This window comes from Escherichia sp. HH091_1A, assembly GCF_030295175.1.
Classification (GTDB): domain Bacteria; phylum Pseudomonadota; class Gammaproteobacteria; order Enterobacterales; family Enterobacteriaceae; genus Escherichia; species Escherichia coli_F.
In genome coordinates, this window is the sequence record NZ_AP025747.1 from 3770304 (window position 1) to 3795441 (window position 25138).

The 25138-nt window shown below is 51.3% G+C and carries 26 protein-coding genes; 6 read left to right on the forward strand and 20 right to left on the reverse strand.

Annotated elements, in window-relative coordinates; genetic code table 11:
- Genes QUF14_RS18940 through QUF14_RS18960 form a run of 5 tightly spaced genes read right to left on the reverse strand, consistent with a single transcriptional unit; the run spans position 1 to position 4294 of the window.
- Positions 1-561, reverse strand: a complete 561-nt coding sequence (locus QUF14_RS18940) for a YtfJ family protein (protein WP_024212140.1) — start codon at positions 559-561, stop codon at positions 1-3.
- 11 nt (positions 562-572) lie between these two features.
- Entirely contained in the window at positions 573-1397 is an 825-nt protein-coding gene (locus QUF14_RS18945; RefSeq protein ID WP_000984955.1) for a hypothetical protein, read from the reverse strand.
- On the reverse strand, positions 1397-2746 hold the full coding sequence (locus QUF14_RS18950) for a lipopolysaccharide biosynthesis protein (protein ID WP_000896868.1): 1350 nt from the start codon (positions 2744-2746) through the stop codon (positions 1397-1399). The genes QUF14_RS18945 and QUF14_RS18950 overlap by 1 nt, the downstream gene beginning before the upstream one ends.
- A gap of 45 nt (positions 2747-2791) precedes the next feature.
- Positions 2792-3550, reverse strand: a complete 759-nt coding sequence (locus QUF14_RS18955) for a nucleoside/nucleotide kinase family protein (protein ID WP_000339526.1) — start codon at positions 3548-3550, stop codon at positions 2792-2794.
- 30 nt (positions 3551-3580) lie between these two features.
- A complete protein-coding gene (locus QUF14_RS18960) occupies positions 3581-4294 on the reverse strand; it encodes a dTMP kinase (protein ID WP_001076267.1) in 714 nt (237 codons plus the stop codon).
- 173 nt (positions 4295-4467) lie between these two features.
- On the opposite strand from QUF14_RS18960, the gene QUF14_RS18965 reads away from it, so the two are divergent.
- Positions 4468-5160: a dTMP kinase gene (locus QUF14_RS18965; RefSeq protein WP_001190762.1), complete on the forward strand. Its 693-nt coding sequence runs from the start codon at positions 4468-4470 to the stop codon at positions 5158-5160.
- 48 nt (positions 5161-5208) lie between these two features.
- Here the strand turns inward: QUF14_RS18965 and pitB are convergent, their stop codons facing one another.
- Together pitB and gss are read right to left on the reverse strand one after the other, a co-directional pair.
- A complete protein-coding gene (pitB, locus tag QUF14_RS18970) occupies positions 5209-6708 on the reverse strand; it encodes an inorganic phosphate transporter PitB (RefSeq protein ID WP_000933296.1) in 1500 nt (499 codons plus the stop codon).
- Between the two features lie 291 nt (positions 6709-6999).
- Positions 7000-8859 carry a bifunctional glutathionylspermidine amidase/synthase gene (gene gss, locus QUF14_RS18975; RefSeq protein ID WP_001352937.1) on the reverse strand — a complete coding sequence of 620 codons (1860 nt, stop codon included), beginning with the start codon at positions 8857-8859 and terminating at the stop codon, positions 7000-7002.
- 204 nt (positions 8860-9063) lie between these two features.
- Here gss and yghU point away from each other — a divergent pair, with 204 nt between their 5' ends.
- Entirely contained in the window at positions 9064-9930 is an 867-nt protein-coding gene (gene yghU / locus QUF14_RS18980; RefSeq protein ID WP_024212306.1) for a glutathione-dependent disulfide-bond oxidoreductase, read from the forward strand.
- A gap of 300 nt (positions 9931-10230) precedes the next feature.
- The gene (locus tag QUF14_RS18985) at positions 10231-11211 is read left to right on the forward strand and encodes an IS110-like element IS621 family transposase (protein ID WP_000399629.1); all 981 of its coding nucleotides are present in this window, start codon (positions 10231-10233) and stop codon (positions 11209-11211) included.
- 121 nt (positions 11212-11332) lie between these two features.
- Here the strand turns inward: QUF14_RS18985 and hybG are convergent, their stop codons facing one another.
- The 10 genes from hybG to yghX all read right to left on the reverse strand — a co-directional run bounded on the left by hybG (position 11333) and on the right by yghX (position 19360).
- Positions 11333-11581 carry a hydrogenase maturation factor HybG gene (hybG, locus tag QUF14_RS18990; protein WP_000334896.1) on the reverse strand — a complete coding sequence of 83 codons (249 nt, stop codon included), beginning with the start codon at positions 11579-11581 and terminating at the stop codon, positions 11333-11335.
- A gap of 12 nt (positions 11582-11593) precedes the next feature.
- Positions 11594-11935 carry a hydrogenase maturation nickel metallochaperone HypA gene (gene hypA / locus QUF14_RS18995; protein WP_000544953.1) on the reverse strand — a complete coding sequence of 114 codons (342 nt, stop codon included), beginning with the start codon at positions 11933-11935 and terminating at the stop codon, positions 11594-11596.
- Positions 11928-12416, reverse strand: coding sequence for a hydrogenase-2 assembly chaperone (hybE, locus tag QUF14_RS19000; RefSeq protein ID WP_001001337.1), 489 nt, complete (start codon positions 12414-12416; stop codon positions 11928-11930). The genes hypA and hybE overlap by 8 nt, the downstream gene beginning before the upstream one ends.
- Complete coding sequence (locus tag QUF14_RS19005) at positions 12409-12903, reverse strand: HyaD/HybD family hydrogenase maturation endopeptidase (protein ID WP_001221942.1); 495 nt, start codon at positions 12901-12903, stop codon at positions 12409-12411. Before QUF14_RS19005 ends, hybE begins: the two co-directional genes overlap by 8 nt.
- Positions 12903-14606 (reverse strand): hydrogenase 2 large subunit, encoded by a 1704-nt coding sequence (gene hybC / locus QUF14_RS19010; RefSeq protein WP_000083074.1) that lies wholly within the window; start codon positions 14604-14606, stop codon positions 12903-12905. Before hybC ends, QUF14_RS19005 begins: the two co-directional genes overlap by 1 nt.
- Positions 14603-15781 carry a Ni/Fe-hydrogenase cytochrome b subunit gene (gene hybB, locus QUF14_RS19015; RefSeq protein WP_000017694.1) on the reverse strand — a complete coding sequence of 393 codons (1179 nt, stop codon included), beginning with the start codon at positions 15779-15781 and terminating at the stop codon, positions 14603-14605. Before hybB ends, hybC begins: the two co-directional genes overlap by 4 nt.
- Positions 15771-16757: a hydrogenase 2 operon protein HybA gene (gene hybA / locus QUF14_RS19020; protein WP_001081867.1), complete on the reverse strand. Its 987-nt coding sequence runs from the start codon at positions 16755-16757 to the stop codon at positions 15771-15773. Before hybA ends, hybB begins: the two co-directional genes overlap by 11 nt.
- A gap of 2 nt (positions 16758-16759) precedes the next feature.
- Complete coding sequence (gene hybO, locus QUF14_RS19025; RefSeq protein WP_000145410.1) at positions 16760-17878, reverse strand: hydrogenase 2 small subunit; 1119 nt, start codon at positions 17876-17878, stop codon at positions 16760-16762.
- Positions 17879-18066: 188 nt separating this feature from the next.
- Entirely contained in the window at positions 18067-18354 is a 288-nt protein-coding gene (gene yghW / locus QUF14_RS19030; protein ID WP_001059139.1) for a DUF2623 family protein YghW, read from the reverse strand.
- A gap of 118 nt (positions 18355-18472) precedes the next feature.
- A complete protein-coding gene (gene yghX, locus QUF14_RS19035; protein ID WP_024212052.1) occupies positions 18473-19360 on the reverse strand; it encodes a YghX family hydrolase in 888 nt (295 codons plus the stop codon).
- 156 nt (positions 19361-19516) lie between these two features.
- Here yghX and gpr point away from each other — a divergent pair, with 156 nt between their 5' ends.
- A complete protein-coding gene (gene gpr, locus QUF14_RS19040; RefSeq protein WP_000262163.1) occupies positions 19517-20557 on the forward strand; it encodes an L-glyceraldehyde 3-phosphate reductase in 1041 nt (346 codons plus the stop codon).
- A gap of 39 nt (positions 20558-20596) precedes the next feature.
- Here the strand turns inward: gpr and QUF14_RS19045 are convergent, their stop codons facing one another.
- A complete protein-coding gene (locus QUF14_RS19045; protein ID WP_001332910.1) occupies positions 20597-21091 on the reverse strand; it encodes a TIGR00645 family protein in 495 nt (164 codons plus the stop codon).
- Positions 21092-21281: 190 nt separating this feature from the next.
- On the opposite strand from QUF14_RS19045, the gene yghA reads away from it, so the two are divergent.
- Positions 21282-22166, forward strand: a complete 885-nt coding sequence (yghA, locus tag QUF14_RS19050) for an NADP(+)-dependent aldehyde reductase (protein ID WP_100733761.1) — start codon at positions 21282-21284, stop codon at positions 22164-22166.
- A 271-nt stretch (positions 22167-22437) separates the two neighbouring features.
- On the opposite strand, the gene exbD is transcribed toward yghA, so the two are convergent.
- A complete protein-coding gene (gene exbD / locus QUF14_RS19055; protein WP_001240716.1) occupies positions 22438-22863 on the reverse strand; it encodes a TonB system transport protein ExbD in 426 nt (141 codons plus the stop codon).
- A 6-nt stretch (positions 22864-22869) separates the two neighbouring features.
- Positions 22870-23604: a tol-pal system-associated acyl-CoA thioesterase gene (gene exbB, locus QUF14_RS19060; protein WP_000527851.1), complete on the reverse strand. Its 735-nt coding sequence runs from the start codon at positions 23602-23604 to the stop codon at positions 22870-22872.
- Between the two features lie 251 nt (positions 23605-23855).
- Between exbB and metC the strand changes: the two genes are divergently transcribed.
- Positions 23856-25043: a cystathionine beta-lyase gene (metC, locus tag QUF14_RS19065; protein ID WP_001354971.1), complete on the forward strand. Its 1188-nt coding sequence runs from the start codon at positions 23856-23858 to the stop codon at positions 25041-25043.
- The last annotated feature ends 95 nt before the right edge of the window (positions 25044-25138 follow it).

A 25138-nucleotide genomic window follows, 5' to 3' on the forward strand; every position in this document is an offset into this window, starting at 1 on the left:
TTATTCATTGATCAGCTTCTGCGCCAGCGCAATGACATGATCTACCTCTTCCGGCGTCAGGCTGCCGTCCTTTGCCCACTGAATTTGCCCGGCTTTATTCAGCACCAGAATGGTTGAACTCTGCTCCGGCAACCGCCAGGCAACGCGTCCCTGTCCATTGCCGTCAATAACGAATTGCGCCCACGGATAGCGGCGTTTATTTTTTTCGATTTTGCCAACGACAAAATAGCCAGTACCAAAGATGGCATCATCGGTGTTCACAATGGTGGTGGGCTGAAAACTATCCTGCGGAAAGTTTGCCGCTTCAACCGCTTTAATTAACAGTGAGTTCTTTTTCTTCGCCGACTTACGCCCGGCGATATACTGGATAATGCGGACTTTTCCCGCCAATTGTGTGCTGTTCCACTTTTGGTAGTAAATTTCGTCGTCACTATTCAGAAGCAGCTCGCCGCCTTCCTGGATATAAACAGGGGTAACCGTTTTGCCCGTGACGAAATTGTGTGCCTGCACACCCGGGGCTAAGAGCATGATAATCAGCGCAATAATCAAACGAGATGACATCATTGCTCCGGTTATAGCGGAAAACGCGAAATCAGAAGTTCTAAGCGCTGACGAATATCGCTATCCAGCGCCATCGGTGCATCATACGACTGGCGGTTTTCCATATCATCCGCCACCATGTCGTCGTGTTTATCACCCATCAGGCCATTAATGGCGGCGAGGAAGCGGGAAATCTGTAACGCTTCTTTATTTTCAGGATCAAGCGATCTTAGGGTGTCGTAATAAGAAACCTGCTGGCTGATTATTTTTCGTACATTATGAAATTCCCTGCCAGTTAGTCGCGGTTTGGCAATTATCTCTTTCAGAATATGCATTTGCTTTTGCCGATAGGCAATAAAACCGCTTACGCTTTCTAACTGGCTATGGCGTAATGAATAGTTCACCAACGACCAGACCGGAGAGCTTAAATAAATCCGTAACAGGTTGCCGTAATACGACACAATATTTTTTTTACCGTTACGGAAACCATCCTGAAAATGGCCCAGACATACCGTCGTTTTGCCGAATAAAAATCCTGCCTGGTGTTTTTTCAGATACAGTCGCTGAGCGAAACGCAGATGCTTATAGCGCGCCCGCATATATTTAAACTGTTTACGCTCGTCAGCCGTAAGCCCCTCGCCTTTGGCTTGTTTGTGGATTAAACGCAGTAATTCCTGACGATCAACGCCATTCAGCCAGAATTGCAGGCATAACGCGTAATTATCATGAATGATTTCGGTGGTACAACCTGTTGCGATAGTCGGCGGTAAACTGACCTGCGCATCAACGACATCATCTTCTTCAACTGCAATAAATAGACGCTCGCTCGCCTCAAGCGGGAAATATTTTCTCATCATCAGGATTTCTCTCCGGCTGCGTTATAAAGCAAGGAATGGCGCTGAAAAAATGCCTTTAAGGTTGGAATTAACGAGAGCACCACATCCAGACATTGCCCACCGAAGTAAGCAAATGCAGCCCCCAGCACGCCAAACAGATGACAGAACATGAACAGCAATACGATGTAGCCGATTGAGGCGATGGTTTGCGCCACGAGAAAAGCGCGCTGTTTTCCCGCCATCAATAGCAATGACTCCTGTGGGAAGCCCAGCATCGAAATCACAATTGCGCCAAGCATCACCTGAATCAGGTCATACGCTTCGAGATACTTAACGCCAAACACCAGCGAAATGAGCGGCTTGCCGACGATCAACACCGCGAGCGCCACCAGAATACCGATTCCGCCCGCCAGTAAACCGGACTTCACGCCTAACAACCACGGTCTGGTGGTGCGCGGATCTAAACGCATCACCTCTGGGTAAAAACTTTTGCCCAGTAAACCCGCTGGCGTTCCGGCGGCATCGAAGAATGTCATGGCGATTTTAAATAACCCGGCGGCAGCGGGTCCTAACACGATCCCCACCAACACTGTGCTGCACGAGTTACGTGCCGACCAGATGGAGTGGGCAATGTTGGTTGACCAGACAAAACTCCACGCGCCTTTAATGTGTCGGGCAGACTCAAACAAATTCAATTTGAAGGCGTTATGGATATTTCTGCGGCGTAATTCGCGCGCGGCAAACCACCAGTACATGGTGCCGCCAACCAGATTCGATGCGTACCAGGCAATAACAAAACCCGCAAAACCAAAATCAAAAGACCAGGCTACGACGCTCCCCGCTGCGCGCAGAAAAGGTTTCGTCGCCTGCTGTACAGCAATCAAATCGAAGCGATCTACCGCACGCAGAATGCCGGTCGGTGTGGAGGAAGCCATTGAAGGAATGAGCGTGCAATACAGCGCTGCCAGCCAAAAGCTTTGGTCATCCAGACCTAATGAATGGGAAAGAAAAGGGAGTAAGGCAATGCCGCCGACAATCGCCACCGCGCCGCTGACGATATCCAACGAGAAGGAAAATGAGACGACATTGCGAAATTGCTGCGGATTATTATTGGTCAAGGCTGGCGTTCCGTACTGAACCACCAGCTGCCATGTCTGAAACTTAATAAAATCGCTGATCGACTTGGCGTACGATTGCACAATCACCAGTACGCCAAACATGGCGGGCGTCATCCCTTTACCGGCACACGAGAGCGCCAACAGACCCAGCAAAGCGCTCACGACATTACTGGAGCCTAACCAGGCGCTATTGCGAATAATGGTGCGAAACGCGCCATCTGCAAACCAATGTTTGATGTTAAACCCCGCCAATTCAGCCTGACCTTATCGTTGATAGTAAAAAGTATCCCGCCAACCTTAAGTTAAACTTCGGCGGTCAGAAACGATTGCAACCAGAGAAACCGCCTTCTGTGCCTGTTCCAGCACTTCGCTGTAGGGCGCTCTGGAATCAATCTCAAGAATTTTTGTGCCGTTATAGCCAATCGTCGACATGACACCGATTTTGTCCTGCAGCTCGGCATAGTCATGGTCAGGCTTGCGGGAGATGGCAGTATCAATATCAATCCCCAAACGAATAATTAATTCAGGACGGTATTGCGCCATTTTTTGGTATAAACGCCGTTCGCGCTGTGCCAGAAACATGCTGATTTTCCCGGTCGCACGCTCGACGCCAATCCCCGGTCCGTCATAATAAAAGCCCGAAATTTCAGCCTGCGGGAAGCGATCGCTGACCACCAGAACGCCACTTTGCGCCAGTCGCTGAACCTTGCGTAGATTCGCCATTCTTCGCAGCGAGAAGCAGTACATAATCACCGCCGCCCATAGCGCCGGAGATTTGGTTTTCATGCTTTGGGTTTTCGAGGATTTGGCCGCCAGTCGCCGTTCCAGCCAGACGCCAACGAGCGGCAACCGTTTGATTTTGTCGCCGTCTTCGCCGGAGAGCAGCCCCAGATAGCGGCGCTCGGTTTGCCAGTGTTGTTGCAGCGATTTCACCAGGTCAGTGGTCAGTGTGGATTTACCGGTGCCATCACACCCGACCACCGCAATCAGCCCCGGAATGTAGTTGGGCTGCGGCGCGGTTGTACTATTAACAGTTTGTGTTTGTAGTGCATCCATTCGTTAAATCATCCCCTATCCATTTGGTGATCAGGAAAGCGCGGCGTGAATTGCGCGTAGTGACGCTTGCAGAATTTCATCGGCTGGTTGCCGACCATCCAGTTCAAGGATCTTTGCGCCATTGAATGTCAGTTGCGGCGTAACAGCGATTTTTTCCTGTAACGCCGCCAGTTGGTGGTCAGGTTTACGCGCAAACGCGGTTTGTTCATCAATGCCAAGACGAATCAACAATACGGGCAAATAAGACGCCATCCATTGGTAAAGTTTGAGCTCGCGCTGCCTTAACATTTTTATCCAACCGTTACCGCCCGTGGTTTTTGCCAATTGCGGGCCATCAAAGCGAAAACCCGGCACTTCAACCTGCGGGTAGCGGTCGGTGATGAGCAGATAGCCTTGCTGGCTTTTACACAACATTTTGCGAAACTTATACGCCCGCCAGCAGGAAAGCAGATAGATAACAAGCGCAGTAATATTGCCAGGCGGTGTGGAGGGCTTTTCGTGCACATGTGCCGCTTTACTTCGCAGATAACGCCCAAAAGGTGCGCCAATAACAGGGAGCTGTGAAATCCATTCGCCAATTCGCCCGGACGATTGCCCGAGATAAATGTGTTCTGTTGGCATTGTTGCTGCCAGTTCATTTACCAGGCTTGCCGTGAGGGTCGATTTCCCTGAACCATCACATCCTACAATGGCAATAACACGCACTGGCGTGGAATTAATTATTGACATATTACGTTGATTCACGAAAAACCCGGCAGCAAATAATGTATTGAATATTACGTGGTCCGTGCTCAGAATATCCGTTCAACCTTATTGTGACAATGGTTAATTGTGACATTGACCTGAATTACGCTTTCATAAAAACATATTAACCAAATAAATATTTTGGATGGATATTTAAATTTAAGGATATATTCATGCAGTCAATAACACCTCCATTAATTGCCGTTATTGGTAGCGATGGTTCAGGCAAGTCAACGGTGTGTGAACATCTTATTACCGTTGTCGAAAAATATGGTGCTGCCGAAAGAGTTCATTTAGGAAAACAGGCCGGAAATGTCGGTCGTGCAGTGACAAAATTACCGTTGATGGGAAAGTCTCTGCACAAGACTATTGAAAAAAATGAAGTGAAAACGGCAAAAAAATTGCCGGGTCCGGTTCCGGCCCTGGTGATCACCGCTTTCGTCGCCCGCCGACTGTTACGCTTTCGTCATATGCTCGCCTGCCGTCGTCGCGGGCTGATTGTCTTAACCGATCGTTATCCTCAGGACCAAATTCCTGGCGCTTACGATGGTACGGTGTTCCCACCTAACGTTGAAGGCGGCCGGTTTGTCTCATGGCTGGCAAGCCAGGAACGTAAAGCATTTCACTGGATGGCGAGCCATAAGCCTGATCTGGTCATCAAACTCAATGTTGACCTTGAAGTTGCCTGCGCGCGTAAACCCGACCATAAACGGGAATCGCTGGCGAGAAAGATTGCCATAACGCCACAGTTAACCTTTGGTGGTGCACAACTGGTTGATATCGACGCCAATCAGCCACTGGAAAAGGTGCTGGTTGATGCAGAAAAAGCGATTACGGATTTTATGACCGCGTGTGGTTATCACTAGTCAAAAATGGAAATGCCCGATCGTCAGGACCGGGCATTTTCAGGAAGGTTAAATCAACTGCAATGCTATCCAGTACAACCCACCAGACAGAAAAATCGCCGCCGGTAAAGTAAACACCCACGCCATCAGGATGCTGGTTACCGTTTTACGCTGTAACCCACCGCCGTCCACCACCATCGTCCCTGCTACCGCAGACGAGAGGACGTGCGTTGTGGAGACGGGCATCCCAATATAACTGGCAAGGCCGATAGACACTGCCGCCGTCATTTGTGCCGCCATGCCTTGCGCATACGTCATGCCGCGCTTACCAATCTTCTCACCGATGGTCATCGCTACACGACGCCAGCCAATCATGGTGCCAATGCCGAGCGCCAGTGCTACCGCCATGATGATCCACACCGGAGCGTACTCAATGGTGCTTAACATATCACTGCGCAGTTTTTTCAGCAGGTTCTGATCTTCTTTACTGACGCCTGGCAGTTTCGCCAGCTTCGCAGAGGTATCAGAGATGCACAGCATAATGCGGCGCAGCTGGCTGCGCTGACTCACGCTTAACGGCTCGTAGCTTTCCATATTACCTGGCAACATCGTTTTAACGCGCGCAATCGCATCAAAGGTATTTGCCGGATGACAATGAAACTCCGTTACTTGCGTGCCATCAGTCGATGCCGCAGGCAATGGAGGTTCCATCGCAATCAACTTCTGCGGCAGTTCAGGATGCTGTTGCAGATAGTGTTCAAAGTTGGTGACGGCATCGCGGGTACGGGTAATTTCATAGCCGGACGCATTCATATTGACGACGAAACCAGCAGGAGCAATCCCCACCAGTACCAGCATCACCAGGCCGATCCCTTTCTGCCCGTCGTTCGCGCCGTGCGAAAACGCCACGCCCGCAGCGGAAACAATCAGCGCAATACGCGTCCAGAATGGTGGCTTACGTTTGCCTTTTTTCTTTTTGCGATCTTCCGGAATGCGGTGAATACGGTCACGCTTTTTCGTCCCGCTCCAGTAGCGGCGCAGCAGGAATATCAGGCCTCCCGCAATGACCAGGCCGACGATAGGGGAAACAATCAGCGAGGAGAAAATTTTGGTCACTTCACGCAGGTTTAACGCATCCATCACCGATGAGCCGGTTAACAGCGCGTTGGTTAAACCGATGCCGATAATCGCACCAATCAAGGTATGCGAACTGGAGGCCGGTAAACCAAAGAACCACGTTCCCAGGTTCCAGATAATCGCCGCCAGCAGCATGGAAAAGACCATCGCCAGGCCGTGAGTTGACCCCATATTCAGCAACAAATCGGTTGGCAACATATGGACAATGGCATAGGCAACGCTAAGTCCGCCTAGCAATACGCCAAAAAAGTTAAAAAATGCCGCCATCACCACGGCAAGCTGTGGCTGCATGGCACGAGTATAAATAACGGTTGCCACCGCATTCGCCGTGTCATGAAAACCATTGATTGCTTCGTAGAACAACACAAATGCCAGAGCAAGTAATAACAAAAGCCCTGTGTATATATCAAGGCCAACAAATAAATTTAGCATATATTAGATTACGCCATTTTGAATTTACGAACGGACGCATTATCAGTGACTTTAACGGCGTGGGCAAAGTGAAATATCATCTTTTAACGATAAAAAGAGTGTTATTTCTTGTGTATCAGACAATAAGCATTCATTCAAAATATTTAAAAATAATTAGAACACAGGTATTCTGCTGGTTAATATATTCACATATAAAATGAATAGACATTGAAATATATAAATATTGAATATTTTGATTAATCCCCGTACTGACTATTCTTCATAATCAGTACGGGGTTGCTACAACATGTATTACTCTTTCACCACAATTAACGGTTCAATATCACTCTCTTTTTTAATGACCAGTGATTCATCACCGCGCAAACACGTCCCACCGTAGTTGCCGCCAACGGTGAAGGTACATACCTGAATATATTTACCGTCCACTTTCGGCAAACACCACAGTTGCTGATAGATGTTTTTCTGCTCGGCAAATTTACCGCTGGTTTTATCCAGCACCTCTTCATGATGGCTGACGAGGTCGATGTTACTGCCACAGCGACCGGCGATCGGTTTCACTGCGTAACCTGTTTTTACCAGTTCATCATTAACAGTGAAATCGGTATCCAGTAGGTAACGATGGTGCGGGAACAGCGACCAGAGGATCGGCAGAATCGCTTTGTTGCCGGGGATCACCGTCCACAGCGGCTCAAAGACCAGCACTTCCGGGCGCAGCAATACGTCAATTAAACGCACTTCATTTTGCGGATGACCGGTACGGATCGGCACCGCAGCAAACTCACGGTCGCTAACTTCACGAATCTGATCAAACGCGGTTTCCCACGCCCAGGTTTTCCACACGCAGTTAACCAGTCGCCCTTCCCCATCAATCAGTTGCCCGGCAGCATCCCAGCCCAGTTCATCCAACCCACGCAAGATACGCGTTTCAAAGCCCGCCTGGTGCAGCGCCTGCTCCATAAACTGCGCGTGATAGTTTTCCTCGATATCTTTGTCCTGCATGATATGGACAAACGGACGTGCACGACTGTGTTTCCAGGCACCAGCCAGTTCGTTAATCAGCCCTTCCGCAGGATTGAAGCCATTGCCTTTATAGCCCTGCTCCGCCCAACGTTCGAGGATCAAGCCCGCTTCGGTATGACAGGAGGCGGAATCGGCGTTGTATTCGTAGACCTTCAGGCCACGTTCGTCCATGCAGAAATCCATACGACCGGTGATCATATGGTGACGGCGACGCTGCCAGGAGAGACGCAAACGTGGCCAGAGGATTTTCGGAATGTCGAACAGCGCCAGCAGGTTGTCATCTTTTAGCACCTTGTCGGTTGCGTGAAGATACATCAGGTGCAGCTCGTTGGTGGCTTTAATCAGCTCCTGCTCTGCGCTCTCGGTAATGGTGTAGTAATGATACGGATCCTGATTGATCACCTGACCGTTGGCCTGCACGTAGGCATTTTGTAGCGGATCTTTTTCATCCAGCCATTTACCGTCAAACTGACCTTTGTTTTCCAGACGCGCTCCGCTGATTTTCAGCAGCTCGCCTGCAATTTCCGGCTGCGGTAAGCTGTAGTCGGTATCTTCCGTCTGGATCATCCAGCCCAGAATGGTGGTGTCATCAAACGTGTCTTTAAGGGTATAGCAGCCGTTTTCGACCACCATCTCCAGCTCGCGTGTCCACTGTTGCCCTTGCGGTAACGGGGAATGAATCACGTTCTGTTCCGCAATACGGACTTTGTTGCCATGCAATTGAGTAATGATGGCGACATGGCCAGTGTCTTTAAATTCACCGCCTTTATCCCAGATAAGAAGCGCACCCGCGACCGGCGCACGCGGCGAGCCGTTAGGAAATGCCTGCAATGGCAGGATGTTGTCATTAACCACTTCACGCAGGAAGCGCAGCGAGAAAATCTCCCACGCCATACCCACGTCAGTGAAGACCACACCGTAATTCAGAAAGAGAAAACGGCGAGCAAATTCAACGCATTGCCATTTGTGGCCCATATATTCGTCGTCGATATAGCTACGGAATACGGCGTCATCTTCGTATTCCTGCGGATCGAGAGAACTGTAATCTGAAGAGTAGATTGCTACCCCACCTGGGGCGTAGCCCAATAATGTCCCGAACGGGGCATCCTGGCTGGTCGTTCCTTTGCTCATCACTTTACCTTTAACAATACAACCTAAGCAGTTGGCGTAATTGTTGTGCTCTGATTACCTGCTCAGCGACATTAACCGGACAGAGGTCAGACTAATCATACACCTCATCGCAGCGGCTGGCGCAAAGGGTTAAAAAATTCACATTCTGTACAGCAAGTGACCTGCTACACTGCTTCAACACTACCACTCAGAAGGCAACTCACTATGACAGACAATACTTATCAGCCCGCGAAAGTCTGGACGTGGGATAAATCCGCTGGCGGCGCGTTCGCCAATATCAATCGCCCGGTTTCTGGTCCGACGCATGAAAAAACGCTGCCGGTGGGCAAACATCCGCTGCAACTCTATTCACTGGGTACGCCAAACGGTCAGAAAGTAACGATTATGCTTGAAGAGCTGCTGGCGCTGGGCGTTACTGGTGCAGAGTACGACGCCTGGCTGATTCGTATTGGCGATGGCGATCAATTCTCCAGCGGCTTTGTCGAAGTGAACCCGAATTCGAAGATTCCGGCGCTGCGCGATCATACTCATAATCCGCCACTCCGCGTGTTTGAGTCAGGCTCGATTCTGCTTTATCTGGCGGAGAAATTTGGCTACTTCCTGCCGCAGGATCTGGCAAAACGGACCGAAACGCTGAACTGGCTGTTCTGGTTACAGGGTGCCGCGCCGTTCCTCGGCGGTGGTTTTGGTCACTTTTACCATTACGCGCCGGTGAAAATTGAATACGCCATCAACCGCTTTACCATGGAAGCCAAGCGCCTGCTCGACGTGCTGGATAAGCAACTGGCACAGCATAAGTTTGTTGCGGGCGATGAGTACACCATTGCAGATATGGCAATCTGGCCGTGGTTTGGCAACGTGGTGTTAGGTGGTGTGTATGATGCCGCTGAGTTTCTTGATGCGGGCAGTTATAAGCATGTACAACGCTGGGCGAAAGAAGTAGGCGAACGTCCGGCGGTGAAGCGTGGGCGTATTGTTAACCGCACCAACGGACCGCTGAATGAGCAGTTGCATGAGCGCCATGACGCCAGTGATTTCGAGACGAATACGGAAGATAAGCGTCAGGGGTAAGGGTTGGTGTTCGTCGCAGCAAGCCATCCAGGCCGGATAAGGCGTTCACGCCGCATCCGGCAATCGTGCACAATGCCTGATGCGATGCAGCCGCGTCTTATCAGGCCTTGTATTATCCCTCCTGTGCAGAGAAAATCGGCCAGTTTTCTCTGCCTGCAGTCCGCATGCCGTATCGGGCCTTAGGTTTTCAACCTGTTGCGTAGATTTATGCAGCGGACTGCCTTTCTCCCAAAGTGATAAACCGGACAGTATCATGGACCGGTTTTCCCGGTAATCCGTATTTGCAAGGTTGGTTTCACGATGGAACATGAACTTCATTATATCGGTATCGACACCGCTAAAGAGAAACTGGATGTCGATGTGTTGCGTCCTGATGGTCGTCATCGCACCAAAAAATTCGCTAACACCACTAAAGGGCACGATGAGCTGGTGAGCTGGCTGAAGGGTCACAAGATTGACCATGCGCATATCTGCATCGAAGCGACCGGCACCTATATGGAACCTGTCGCAGAGTGCCTTTACGATGCAGGCTACATAGTGTCAGTCATTAATCCTGCGTTGGGTAAAGCTTTCGCTCAGAGTGAAGGACTGCGTAACAAGACTGATACCGTGGATGCGCGCATGCTGGCAGAGTTCTGTCGTCAGAAGCGCCCTGCAGCCTGGGAAGCGCCTCACCCGCTTGAACGCGCGTTGCGTGCCCTGGTAGTACGCCACCAGGCGCTGACAGATATGCACACGCAGGAACTGAACCGCACTGAAACGGCGCGGGAAGTCCAGAGACCGAGCATTGATGCTCACCTTCTGTGGCTTGAAGCAGAGCTGAAGCGTCTTGAGAAGCAGATAAAAGACCTGACAGACGATGATCCGGATATGAAACACCGCAGGAAACTGCTGGAAAGTATCCCGGGTATCGGAGAGAAAACATCTGCGGTATTACTGGCTTATATCGGTCTGAAGGACCGCTTCGCCCATGCCAGACAGTTCGCCGCTTTTGCGGGTCTGACACCACGGCGTTATGAATCAGGCAGTAGTGTGAGAGGGGCAAGCCGGTTGAGTAAAGCCGGACATGTGTCGCTTCGCAGGGCGTTGTATATGCCTGCAATGGTAGCCACCAGTAAGACTGAGTGGGGACGGGCGTTCCGCGACCGTCTGGCGGCTAATGGCAAGAAAGGAAAAGTGATTCTCGGCGCGATGATGCGCAAGCTGGCACAGGTGGCGTATGGAGTGCTGAAGTCAGGCGTACCGTTCGATGCGTCACGGCATAATCCGGTAGCTGCGTAAAAATCGCGGAAGGGATGAAAAAAACAGCGCCTGACGGCGCTGTGTCTGGCATGCCTGCAATCTGGGAAACCAGGGTAGAAAAAAACTTGCAGGCCATAACAGTATCTACGAAAGCTAATCATCACGCGCTGGTAATGTCGTAATCCATTTGGCGCAGCGCGTCTAATGTGGCTTTGGCTTCATCTTCGTCGATGATGCTCATGGCAAATCCGACGTGTACCAGTACCCACTGGCCCAGCAGATCGGCAGGATTACCTTCACAAATCAGGGCGATATTCACGTCGCGCTTGATACCACATACTTCAACCTGCGCAAGCTGGTGAATATCTTCACCGACAGCCAGCACCTGGCCTGGAACGCCAATACACATTGTTAACTCCGGTTATTCAACTTCAATACTTTTGACGATTAGCGAATCGCCGGTATCGACGCGCAACCGCTCACCGTGACAGAGCGGGCATTGCGCATCGTGCTGATGAATCTCCACTACCTGGCTACAATCCCAGCACCAGGCCTGGGCGGGTTTATAGACGATATGTAAATCGCACCCTTGCGCCACCGTTCCGTGGCAGACAATTTCAAAACTAAAACGGACGGCGCTCTCCTCAACGCAGGATAGCGCGCCAATTTCCAGCCACACGGCGGTGACGCGCTTAACATCATGCTGCTCCGCCTGCCGTTGGATAATTTCAACGGCGCTTTGGCAAAGCGACAACTCATGCATTTTCGCCACTCCTGCGGCCAAATAGCAGGGCACGACGCCCTGCGTGTGGTACATCCGGATTGGTGACCGGCAGCGAAAGGATCATCCGCGCGCAGTCATCCGTCAGCCGTTGGCCCTCTTCAATCGACATGCTGTGCGAAAGCGGCGACATCAGCGAGCAGGAGAGATATTGCGAAACACCGTCCAGTTCGCCAACGGTAAAGGTCATGGTGCCATACGGCAGTTGCAGACCGATTTTTTCACTCACTTTGCGCAGCGGCCAGAGTTGATCCGGGCCGGGGAAGATAACTGCACTCAGCATCCACGGGGTGATCACACACCCCGTCCACTGACCTTCGAACAGCGTAAAGTCAGAAACATACACCGGCATTGAAGGATGCAGAAAAGAGAGATCGTGCATCGAACGCCGGGCAATTTCTTCAAACGCTGCCTGTACTTGCGCCTTCGGGGAGGTCTGAAAACCTGCTATCTCTTCATTCATGAGTCGCCTCCCGTGGGATGGCTTCCACGCCTGATTCGCGCAGCGCAACCAGAACCTGCTCAAGCGCAGGTTCAATCATCGCTTCGACCGTCGGCGTCAAGCCGATGTGCGGCTCCAGCGATTCCGGGATCACGCCGACCAGGGTCAGCTTTTTCGGAAACTCGCCGGTGAAGCGCAGGGCCGACAATACGTCAGCCAGGCCAAGCTGATGCGGAGAGATTTTGTTGGTAAACAACGCCGGAACTTCTTCATCCCGCAGGATCATCATCGTTCCCGGCGCGTTCTTTTTCGACACAATGGCATCGGCGATAATCAGATGATCGCGATTTGCCATGTCGCCAAGCAGCTCCATTCCCGCCGTGCCGCCATCGAGGATCTCAACATAATCCGGCAGAATGTATCGTTGCTCTAACGCTTCGACAATCCGCACACCGATGGCTTCATCGGTCAGCAAAATATTGCCAACCCCTAAGACTAAAATACGCATTACAGTACCTTCACTGAAACCACTTCGTTGCCGTCGGCATCCACTACGTGTACCGCACAGGCCATGCACGGGTCAAAGGAGTGAATGGTTCGCACGACTTCCAGCGGTTTATTCGGATCAGCAACCGGCGTGCCCACCAGCGACTGTTCGTAAGGACCAACGTCGTCATTGAAGTTACGCGGGCCAGAGTTCCAGGTTGATGGAACAACTGCCTGGTAGTTACTGATAATACCGTCTTTGATCACCATCCAGTGAGAGAGCATACCGCGCGGTGCTTCAAGGAAGCCAACGCCTTTGAACTCACCCGTTGCCGGAATGTTCGGCTTAACAAAGGTGGTGTGATCGCCTTTGCCGATATTGGTGATCAGTGCACTGTATTGATTTTGCAGGATATCCTGCAATTCGCAGCAGTGAACGGTACGACCAATGATACGGCCCAGCGTGGAGTGCAGCTGCGCCACTTCCAGCGTGTTGCCAGTCAGTTTCTGATAAATCGCAACGATTTCATTCAGTTTGTTTTGGGTAGATTCGCGACCTGCCGCCAGTTTCACCAGCATGTTAGCCAGCGGACCCACTTCTACCGTTTTGCCGTAGAAAGTCGGTGATTTCACCCAGGAATATTTACCGTCGTCAGACCAACCGTCGTAAGCCGGAATGGTGGTACCTTCCCACGGTGCCTGCGGCGCTTCGTCTTTATACCAGGAGTGCTTCGCGCTTTCCTGAATCCCTTTGATCAGGTATTCATCGGAATGAGAAGTGATCGGACGGTAAGTCGACAGATCGGCATTCTGGATGTAGCCGCCCGGGAACAGGAAGCTACCATTTTTGCTGTCGGTCGGGAATTCCGGCACGCTCAGGTAGTTCACCGCACCTTTACCGCGCGTCAGCCATTCCGGGTAGAACGCGGCGATAACTGCGGTATCAACCTTGTAAACCTGCTCAACAAAGTCGCTCAGTTTGTCGATGAAAGACTTGATGTACATCAGGCGCTCAAGGTTCAGCACGCCCAAACCGTCGAGGTTGATTGGGTTCGCGACACCGCCTACCGCCAGGTTCTGAATGTGCGGCGTTTTACCGCCCAGCAGCGCCACGACGCGGTTAGCGTCACGCTGGCACTCCAGCGCCTGCAGGTAGTGCGCTACCGCAATCAGGTTCACTTCCGGCGGCAGTTTCATTGCCGGGTGCCCCCAGTAGCCATTAGCGAAAATACCCAACTGACCGCTGGCAACCAGATCTTTGATCTTGTTCTGAACTTTAGTGAACTCTTCCGGGCTGTTCAGATGCCAGGTCGAAACGCCTTTCAGCATTTCGGAGGCTTTGGTTGGATCAGCTTGCAGTGCAGAAGTGATGTCCACCCAGTCCAGCGCCGAAAGCTGATAGAAATGAACGATATGGTCATGCGTGGTGTGCGCAGCCAGAATGATGTTACGGATGTATTGCGCGTTAACCGGAACGTCGATATTCAGCGCACTCTCTGCCGCACGGACAGAAGACAGCGCGTGAGTGGTAGTACATACGCCACAGATACGTTGCACAATCATCCATGCATCGCGCGGATCGCGGTTTTTCACGATCTCTTCCATGCCGCGCCACATGGTACCGGAAGCCCATGCTTTCGAAACGACGCCATTTTCGATTTCGCAATCGATGCGTAAATGCCCTTCAATTCGGGTTACCGGATCAATAGTAATTCTCTGGCTCATGCTTTGCTCGCCTCATGACGATTATGATCGTTTTGTTTTAAAGGAGGAAGTATCGGCAGTAGACGAATGAGTACGATGTAAGCGCAAATCTCAATAGCCACAAAACCAATAGAAATCAACAGTTCTTCCCAGGTCGGGAAGTAGGCGTAACCGCCGCCCGGGTTGAATGCCACCAGCGAATAGGTCAGACGCCAGGTTGCACAACCTAACAGTGCGCTCAGTGCTGACAGGAACAGCATGCGGGAATCATTACGCAGCTTCGCCACACGCAGAACAACCAGCGGGAAGAGCATCAGCAGGACTTCAATCCAGAACATCACGGAGTAGAAGTCACCGGCAAACGCTAACGACAGCTTGTCGCGATAGATCAGCTCGCCAAAGCGCAACACGATGAAAATCGCCAGCAACACACTGATGGTGTTAGTCAGTTTGACGAACAGGCTCTTTTCATCCGGACCGTTGCCACGCAGACCCGCCTGCACCAGCGAACCTTCAAAGATGACAATCGAGAAGCCCATGATGAACGCCGTCAACAGCGAGAACAGCGGCAACATTTCATAGCTTTGCCACAGCGGATGCACCTTGTAGCCCGCCGAGATCATCAGCGACCCCATTGAAGACTGGTGCATAGTTGGCAGCAGCGCGCCGAGCGCGATGATGAAGAACATCACCTTGTTCAGACGCTTGAGCGACACTTTCCAGCCCAGACGTTCAAACAGTGCCGGAGCAAACTCCAGTGCCATCACGCCGATGTAGATGGTCATACAGACCGCCGTCTCGAACAGTACCGAGTTCACGTTGAAGTGACCCGGAATGTAGAAGTACGGCAGGTTCCAGTAGCGACCCACGTCGATAGTGATCGACAAGCCACCCAGTGAGTAACCAAACAGACTTGCCAACAGTGCCGGACGCACCAGCGGATGGTATTGCCCACGATTAAAGACGTATACCGCCCACGCCAGCGCCCAGCCGCCACAGGCAAAGCCGGTGCCGATCAGCAGGTCAAACGCGATCCACACGCCCCACGGGAAGCCGCCGTTCAGGTCAGAGACAGAGCCCAGACCGAACACCAGACGCTTCACAATCAGGAGCATACAGATGACGATTAACGGTCCAAAAATCATGACCGGTTTACTGATGATTTTGCCGCCCAGCGGTTGTGGATCATGACTCATGATCGTCTCCTCCGTCGTGATGGTCGTTTTTGGTGTTGCGACGAACCAGCACGGTTAAGCCCGCCAGCACAGCCAGTGGTAGCATCATGCCTTTATACAGGGTGTGTTGAACATGTTCGGAACGCGCACCAGTAGAAAGATCGTCCAGTTTCGGCAGGTCGAGATTTTCATAAGGCACACCCGTCAGCACCAGAACCTGAGTACCACCGCCCTCTTTCTCGCCGTACAGATGCGGATAATATTTCGGCACTGTGTGCAGGTAAGTGTCGCCAGATTTCAGCGTCTGACGTGGAAAGTGGTATTCGCTGCCAGGCTTCAGCGCCAGACGTTTTTTCGCCTCCGCCATCAGCTCTTCACGCGTACCAAAAATCACCGCGCCCGCCGGGCACACTTCTACGCAGCCAGGCAGACCGCCTTTATCAAGACGTTCCACACCTTTCTGGTTGCAAAGCTCACACTTATGCAGCGCACCAAACGGGTTGTTGTAGTCGTACTTCGGCACGTTGTACGGACAGGCAACCATGCAGTAACGGCAGCCGGTGCACACATCTTTGTCGTAATGGACAATGCCGGTTTTCGGATCTTTTTTCAGCGCAGAAACCGGGCACACTGAGACACAGTTCGGATCGACGCAGTGCATACACTGTTTCTTAATGTACGCATAGCCGTTCTCTTCCTGGTCTTTGTTGACTCCCGTGCCGCTGGTCCACACCTGGATAATGTTATTGGTGTACGGCGACAGTTTGTCGTTATTCGACCAGGTCTGTTCCCCTTGTGGGTTACGTTCAGGGAAGTTGATATCCTGACACTTAGTGACGCAAGCCTGGCAGCCTACGCACAGCGTCGAGTCGTACAACATCCCCAGCGATCCCGGAATTGGCGGGCGGTTTTCAGCAGCCGCATGACTGACAGACGGCAACGCGCCCGTCAGCAATGCCCCGCAGGAGGCTGCTTTAATAAAATTACGTCTGTTCACGGTTATTCTCCCCGTGAGTCAGCGTTATCTTTCTTTTGCTGACGACCCAGTTCACGCACCGCCATCACGCTGACACCGGCAACCAGCCCAACCACACCGCCGAGCAAACCGATAGCGCCCGCAGAGACGTTGCCGCCCTCTTTAGCGTTAACATCCGGTTTCTGCGAACGCGGAGTCTGGTTTTCGACGTTGGCAAGCTGATGGATGCCTTTATGGAAGCCGATACCTTCTTCGTTACAGCCATAGCACGGGTGACCAATCGCCACCGGCCACACACCACCAACATCGCAGAATTGCAGCGTTGAGCAGTTGCCGTAAGTTTCTGGCCCTTTACAGCCGAGGTGGTACAGGCACCAGCCTTCGCGGTGGCCTTCATCACCGAACTCTTTGGCAAAACGACCAGCATCGAAGTGCGGGCGGCGTTCGCAGTGTTCGTGAATCAGACGGCCATAGGCGAAAGTCGGACGGTTTTTGTCATCCAGTTTCGGCGGTTTGCCGTAAGTGATGATGTGCGCAACGGTCGCGAGGAAGTTGTGCGGGTTCGGTGGGCAGCCCGGAATGTTGATAACGGTTTTGCCCGGCAGAACTTCTTGCAGGCTGACAGCGCCAGTTGGGTTAACTCCAGCTGCGGCAACACCGCCCCACGCAGAGCAGGAACCGATAGCGATAATGGCTGCTGCGCCTTCCGCCGCTTTGCGGATGTGATCCACAATCGGCTCACCGGCAACCATGCAATAAATACCATTATCTTTTAATGGGATGGAACCATCCACCACTAACACATACTGCCCTTTGTACTTCTCGAGAGCGTTATGTTTGTTCTCTTCGACCTGATGACCGAAGGCGGCGGAAAGCACTTCGTGATACTCCAGAGAGATCGTCTCCAGCACGAGGTTTTCTACCGTTGGATGCGTTGCACGAAGCAGAGATTCCGTACAACCGGTGCACTCCTGCGCGCCAATCCAGATAACTGGCGGACGCTGCGGGTTAGTAACCGATTCGGCCATTTCTGCAGCGGCTTTGCTACTTAACCCCATGGTGGCGGCTAATGCTGCACAAAGCTTCATGAAATCACGACGGTTAATGCCGTGAGAATGGATGAGGGTGTTATCTCCAGTCATTTATAGTTATTCCGTTGCGAAGACCTGGCATATATTTTGCCTCAATCGCAAAATCAATAATGCGATCGATGCGCCATTTACCACACATTTATTATGGTTATAGATATCATGATACTGCGGCGGGGCACTAAAACGAAGGGAATAAGCATTAGTGTAATTAATTAAAGCAAGATAATACGTATGTTTGATCAATTTTCGAGGCGATAACCGGCCATAAAAAAGCGCAACGTAGAACAGGAATTATTCTCACGAAAGAAATCCATTACCATCTCTTTATCCAGTCCATAGCGGCGCGTCAGAATCCCCGCTTCCCAGGCGCTAAGCTGGCGATCTCCGGTCTTTTCGTACATCCGGTGTGAGTAGCCTAATACAAAACCGCGTTTATAATCGGCACAGTATTTTGTCACATTAACCGCACTGTCGGCATGCGTTGCTTTTAATCCCGCCATTAAGCCTTTACCAAAATGGTTATTCATCGTTCACCCCATTCGCTATATATTGTCATATATAGCGATATTTTAGGCAAAGAACGACTTTGGCGCACGCTATTTTTTCATGCTTGTTTAAGACGTAATCCCGTAAGAGATAAACCTATCAGGAGAGATATTTATCGAACCATTTCAGCGTCCTTTGCCAGGCAAGATCGGCGGCAGATTTGCCATAACGGGGCGTGGAATCATTATGGAATCCGTGATTAACCCCCGGATAGATATACGCCTCATAGACCTTATTATTGGCTTTCAACGCCGCCTCGTAAGCGGGCCAGCCCTCGTTGATTCGGGTATCCAGTTCCGCGTAGTGGAGCAGTAAAGGCGCTTCAATCTTCGCCACATCGGCAGTGGGTGCCTGACGACCATAAAACGGCACCGCGCAGGCCAGTTCCGGATACGCGACAGCCGCCGTGTTCGATACACCACCGCCATAGCAAAATCCGGTAATACCCACTTTGCCTGTCGCTTGCGGATAGCGTTGCATAAACTCAATTGCGGCAAAGAAATCATTCATCAGTTTGGTTGGATCAACCTGCTGTTGCAGCTCACGACCTTTATCATCATTACCCGGATAACCTCCAACGGAACTTAAGCCGTCAGGTGCCAGGGCGATATACCCCGCCTTCGCTACTCGCCGTGCCACATCTTCGATATACGGATTCAGTCCACGATTCTCATGCGCCACCACCACGGCTGGCGTTTTGCCGCTCATCTTTGCGGGCTTCACCAGATAACCCCGTACCTCGCCGTGACCATTTGGCGAAGAATACGTGATGTACTCAGCAACAATTTCCGGGTCGGTAAACTCTACCTGAGTCGCCAGCGCATAATTTGGCTTGAGCAAATCAAACAACGCTAATGCCGTCATCCCGCCCACCGCATACTTCGCCGCAAGGTTGAGGAACTCACGTTTCGAAATTTTCCCGTGAGAGTAATAGTCGTAGTAATCCAGCAACTCTTGTGGGAAATCTTTAGCGGTCAGACGCGGCATCATTGCACTCCTCAATTGGTGTTTTTTTAAGCAAAGCATAACCACGTGTTTTTGCCCAATTTTTCGTCACACTGTGAGCGATGCTACGGGATCCCCCCTGGTAAATCGCTAAACTGGAAACATTGTTTCGAAATTGAATGGTGGAAAGGAGAGGTCATGGTCTGGTTAGCGAATCCCGAACGTTACGGGCAGATGCAATACCGCTATTGCGGAAAAAGCGGTTTACGCCTGCCCGCGTTATCGCTCGGTTTATGGCACAATTTCGGTCACGTTAACGCACTGGAATCACAGCGTGCGATCCTGCGCAAAGCGTTTGATTTGGGCATTACGCACTTTGATTTAGCCAACAATTACGGGCCGCCTCCAGGAAGCGCAGAAGAGAACTTTGGGCGCCTGCTGCGGGAGGATTTTGCCGCTTATCGCGATGAACTGATTATCTCTACCAAAGCCGGATACGATATGTGGCCCGGCCCGTACGGCTCTGGCGGCTCACGTAAATACCTGCTCGCCAGCCTCGACCAAAGCCTGAAGCGGATGGGGCTTGAGTATGTCGATATCTTTTACTCTCATCGCGTCGATGAAAATACGCCGATGGAAGAAACCGCCTCTGCGCTGGCTCATGCGGTACAAAGCGGTAAGGCGCTTTATGTCGGGATCTCCTCTTACTCGCCAGAGCGGACGCAAAAAATGGTCGAGTTGCTGCGCGAGTGGAAAATTCCGCTGTTAATTCATCAACCTTCGTACAATTTGCTGAACCGCTGGGTGGATAAAAGCGGCCTGCTGGATACCCTGCAACATAACGGCGTGGGCTGCATTGCCTTTACTCCTCTGGCTCAGGGATTGCTGACCGGAAAATATCTCAACGGTATTCCGCAAGATTCACGGATGCATCGTGAAGGGAATAAAGTTCGTGGTCTGACGCCGAAAATGCTCACCGAAGCCAACCTCAACAGCCTGCGGTTATTGAATGAAATGGCACAGCAGCGTGGACAATCAATGGCGCAAATGGCGTTAAGCTGGTTGCTGAAAGATGAGCGAGTGACGTCGGTATTGATTGGTGCCAGCCGCGCGGAGCAACTTGAGGAGAACGTGCAGGCGCTGAATAATCTGACATTTAGCACCGAGGAGCTGGCGCAGATTGATCAGCATATCGCCGATGGCGAGCTGAATCTGTGGCAGGCGTCTTCCGATAAATGACCTGTTAATAACGGGCGCGAGAACCGCGCCCGAATCAGATCAGTGATTATGACGAGTCAGTCGGTCAAGATAGCCCATCACAAATGCAGAGAGCACAAACGTCAGATGGATAATGACGTACCACATCAGTTTGTTATCAGGGACATTTTTCGCATCCATAAAGACGCGCAGTAAGTGAATGGAAGAAATTGCCACAATCGACGCTGCTACTTTGTTTTTCAGCGACGTTGCGTCCATTTTCCCCAGCCAGTTCAGCTTCTCTTTGTTCTCGGAGATATCCAACTGCGAGACGAAATTCTCATAACCGGAAAACATCACCATCACCAGCAAACCGCCAACCAGCGTCATATCCACCAGCGACAGCAACACGAGGATCAAATCTGATTCCGCCATCGAGAAGATATTCGGCAGTACGTGAATAATCTCCTGGAAGAACTTCAGCGCCAGGGCAATCAACGCCAGCGAAAGGCCAAAGTACACGGGGGCAAGCAGCCAGCGAGAAGCATACATTGCATTTTCAAGAAAACGTTCCATACATTCCTGTCGTGTAGTTAAAACGGGCAACAGTATATCGCAATTGAGTAAACAGCACGCAACAGCAAATAAACATATCCGTTAAACCTTTGTCGCATAATTCTGAGGTTTAGGGATTTTCCTGGTTCCCTTATCAACGCATCGAGAGCGTCTACTCTTAAAGGACGTTGAACCTGAAGGGAGAAAAGCGATGTCTCATTTAAAAGACCCGACCACGCAGTATTACACTGGTGAATATCCCAAACAGAAACAACCGACGCCAGGCATCCAGGCGAAGATGACACCAGTGCCGGATTGCGGCGAGAAAACCTATGTTGGTAGCGGTCGCCTGAAAGATCGTAAAGCACTGGTGACAGGGGGCGATTCCGGAATCGGTCGCGCTGCCGCCATTGCTTACGCGCGTGAAGGCGCTGACGTGGCGATCAGTTATCTTCCTGTGGAAGAAGAAGACGCTCAGGATGTGAAAAAGATCATTGAAGAATGCGGACGCAAAGCCGTCCTGCTGCCAGGCGATTTAAGCGATGAGAAATTCGCACGTTCGCTGGTTCACGAAGCGCACAAGGCGTTAGGCGGGCTGGATATTATGGCGCTGGTCGCCGGGAAACAGGTTGCCATTCCTGATATTGCAGACCTCACCAGCGAACAGTTTCAAAAGACCTTTGCCATTAACGTTTTCGCGCTGTTCTGGCTAACCCAGGAAGCGATCCCCCTGCTACCGAAAAGTGCCAGTATCATCACCACTTCGTCAATCCAGGCGTACCAGCCAAGCCCACATTTGCTGGACTATGCGGCTACGAAGGCGGCGATTCTGAACTACAGCCGTGGCCTGGCAAAACAGGTCGCAGAAAAAGGCATTCGAGTGAACATTGTCGCACCAGGCCCTATCTGGACAGCACTGCAAATTTCCGGTGGACAAACGCAGGATAAGATCCCGCAGTTTGGTCAGCAAACACCAATGAAACGTGCAGGGCAACCGGCGGAGCTGGCCCCAGTGTATGTTTATCTGGCGAGTCAGGAGTCGAGCTATGTCACCGCAGAAGTACACGGCGTGTGCGGCGGCGAACATTTAGGCTAAAAAAATGCCCGGTTGCGAAAAGCAACCGGGCATCATTATGCATTTAACTCTTGCCGGATGCGGTCTAAACGCCTTCTCCGGCCTACATGTCATGCAAATTCAATATGTTGCGATAGACTTTGTAGGCCTGATAAGCGTAGCGCATCAGGCATTGAGCACCGAATGCCGGATGCGGCGTGAACGCCTTATTCGGCCTACAAATTCATGCAAATTCAATATGTTGCAATATATTTTGTAGGCCTGATAAGCGTAGCGCATCAGGCAATTGTCTTTACTTCGCTTTGGCAGTTTCTTCGCCAACCAGACCTATCTTTAGATAACCCGCCTGGTGCAGCATATCCATTACCTTCATCAACGTCTCGTAATCGACAGTTTTATCCGCACGGAAGAAGATAGTGGTATCTTTCTTACCTTCGGTTAACGCATTCAGCGCTGTAACCATTGTTTCATCGGTGACCGGATCGTTACCGATAAACATCGAGTTGTCCGCCGTCACCGACAGATAAACCGGTTTTTCCGGACGAGGCTGCGGCGTGCTGGTAGAAGCAGGCAAGTTCACCTTCACATCTACCGTCGCTAACGGCGCTGCCACCATAAAGATAATCAGCAGAACCAACATCACGTCGATAAACGGCGTCACGTTGATATCATGCATTTCGCCGTTATCGTCGAGGTTTTCGTTAAGATGCATTGCCATCGAACATTATCCTGCGCGTAATTTTTGGGCGACACGAACCGGATGCGCAGCGGCGCTGGCTTCCAGATCCAGGTCACGACTTTGCAGCAATAATACCTGCGCTGCGACATCACCCAGCATCGCTTTAAAGCCGCCAATCTGACGTGCAAATACGTTATAGATAACGACCGCCGGAATCGCTGCCACGAGGCCGATTGCCGTTGCTAACAGAGCTTCTGCGATACCCGGCGCAACGACAGCCAGATTAGTGGTCTGCGTTTGCGCAATACCGATAAAGCTGTTCATGATGCCCCAGACCGTACCAAAGAGGCCCACAAACGGCGAAATCGCGCCGATGGTTGCAAGGTAGCCGTTACCGCGGCCCATTTGACGCCCCACGGCGGCGACCCGACGCTCCAGACGGAAGCTGGTACGTTCTTTAATACCTTCGTTATCGTCGCTGCCTTCTGACAGTTCCAGCTCATCCTGCGCTTCATTGAGCAAATGCAGGCTTAAGCTTTTGCTACCAAAATCAGCGGCGATATCGTTGGCCTGGTTCAAGGAACGCGCTTGGGCCAGCAGTTGCTGTTCGCGTTTCAGGCGACGCTTCTGATTGAAGAACTCAACGCTCTTACTGAAGAAGATTGCCCAGGTGACTACGGAGGCCAAAATAAGCCCAATCATCACGCACTTAACGACAATATCGGCGTGCTGATACATACCCCAGACGGAAAGATCCGTCTGCATTAAATTATTACCCACTGTGTATCTCCAGGACGCAAATCACAAAATCTGCGCATAATAATATCAAAACGACGTCGAATTGATAGTCGTTCTCATTACTATTTGCATACTGCCGTACCTTTGTTTTCTTTTCCTTGCGTTTACGCAGTAAAAAAGTCACCAGCACGCCATTTGCGAAAATTTTCTGCTTTATGCTAATTCTTCAGGATGCGCCCGCGAATATTCATGCTAGTTTAGACATCCAGACGTATAAAAACAGGAATCCCGAGATGGCGGACAAAAAGCTTGATACTCAACTGGTCAACGCAGGACGCAGCAAAAAATACACTCTCGGCGCGGTAAATAGCGTGATTCAGCGCGCTTCTTCGCTGGTCTTTGACAGTGTGGAAGCCAAAAAACACGCGACGCGCAATCGCGCCAATGGCGAGTTGTTTTATGGACGGCGCGGAACGTTAACCCATTTCTCCTTACAAGAAGCGATGTGCGAACTGGAAGGTGGCGCAGGCTGCGTGCTGTTCCCCTGCGGAGCAGCAGCGGTTGCTAATTCCATTCTTGCTTTTGTCGAACAGGGCGATCATGTGTTGATGACCAACACCGCCTATGAACCGAGTCAGGATTTCTGTAGCAAAATCCTCAGCAAACTGGGCGTAACGACATCGTGGTTTGATCCGCTGATTGGCGCGAATATTGTTAAACATCTGCAGCCAAACACTAAAATTGTATTTCTGGAATCGCCGGGCTCCATCACCATGGAAGTCCACGACGTTCCGGCGATTGTTGCCGCCGTGCGCAGTGTAGTGCCAGATGCCATCATTATGATCGATAACACCTGGGCGGCCGGCGTGCTGTTTAAGGCGCTGGATTTTGGCATTGATGTTTCCATTCAGGCCGCTACCAAATATCTGGTTGGGCATTCAGATGCGATGATTGGTACTGCCGTATGCAATGCCCGTTGCTGGGAGCAGCTACGGGAGAATGCCTATCTGATGGGGCAGATGGTCGATGCCGATACCGCCTATATAACCAGTCGTGGCCTGCGCACTTTGGGTGTTCGCCTGCGTCAACATCACGAAAGTAGCCTGAAAGTAGCTGAATGGCTGGCGGAACATCCGCAAGTAGCGCGAGTTAACCACCCTGCTCTGCCTGGCAGTAAAGGTCACGAATTCTGGCAACGAGACTTTACAGGTAGCAGCGGGCTATTTTCCTTTGTGCTTAAGAAAAAACTCAATGATGAAGAGCTGGCGAACTATCTGGATAACTTCAGTTTATTCAGCATGGCCTACTCGTGGGGCGGGTATGAATCGTTGATCCTGGCAAATCAACCAGAACATATCGCCGCCATTCGCCCGCAAGGCGAGATCGATTTTAGCGGGACCTTGATTCGCCTGCATATTGGTCTGGAAGATGTCGATGATTTGATTGCCGATCTGGACGCCGGTTTTGCGCGAATTGTGTAATGTTGCCAGTTTGGACAAATTTGCAGACATTTAATTGTGAAAAGTCTTAAATTGTTGCGTCCGGGATCAAGGCGTCCCGGGTGATTCAGGAGTAC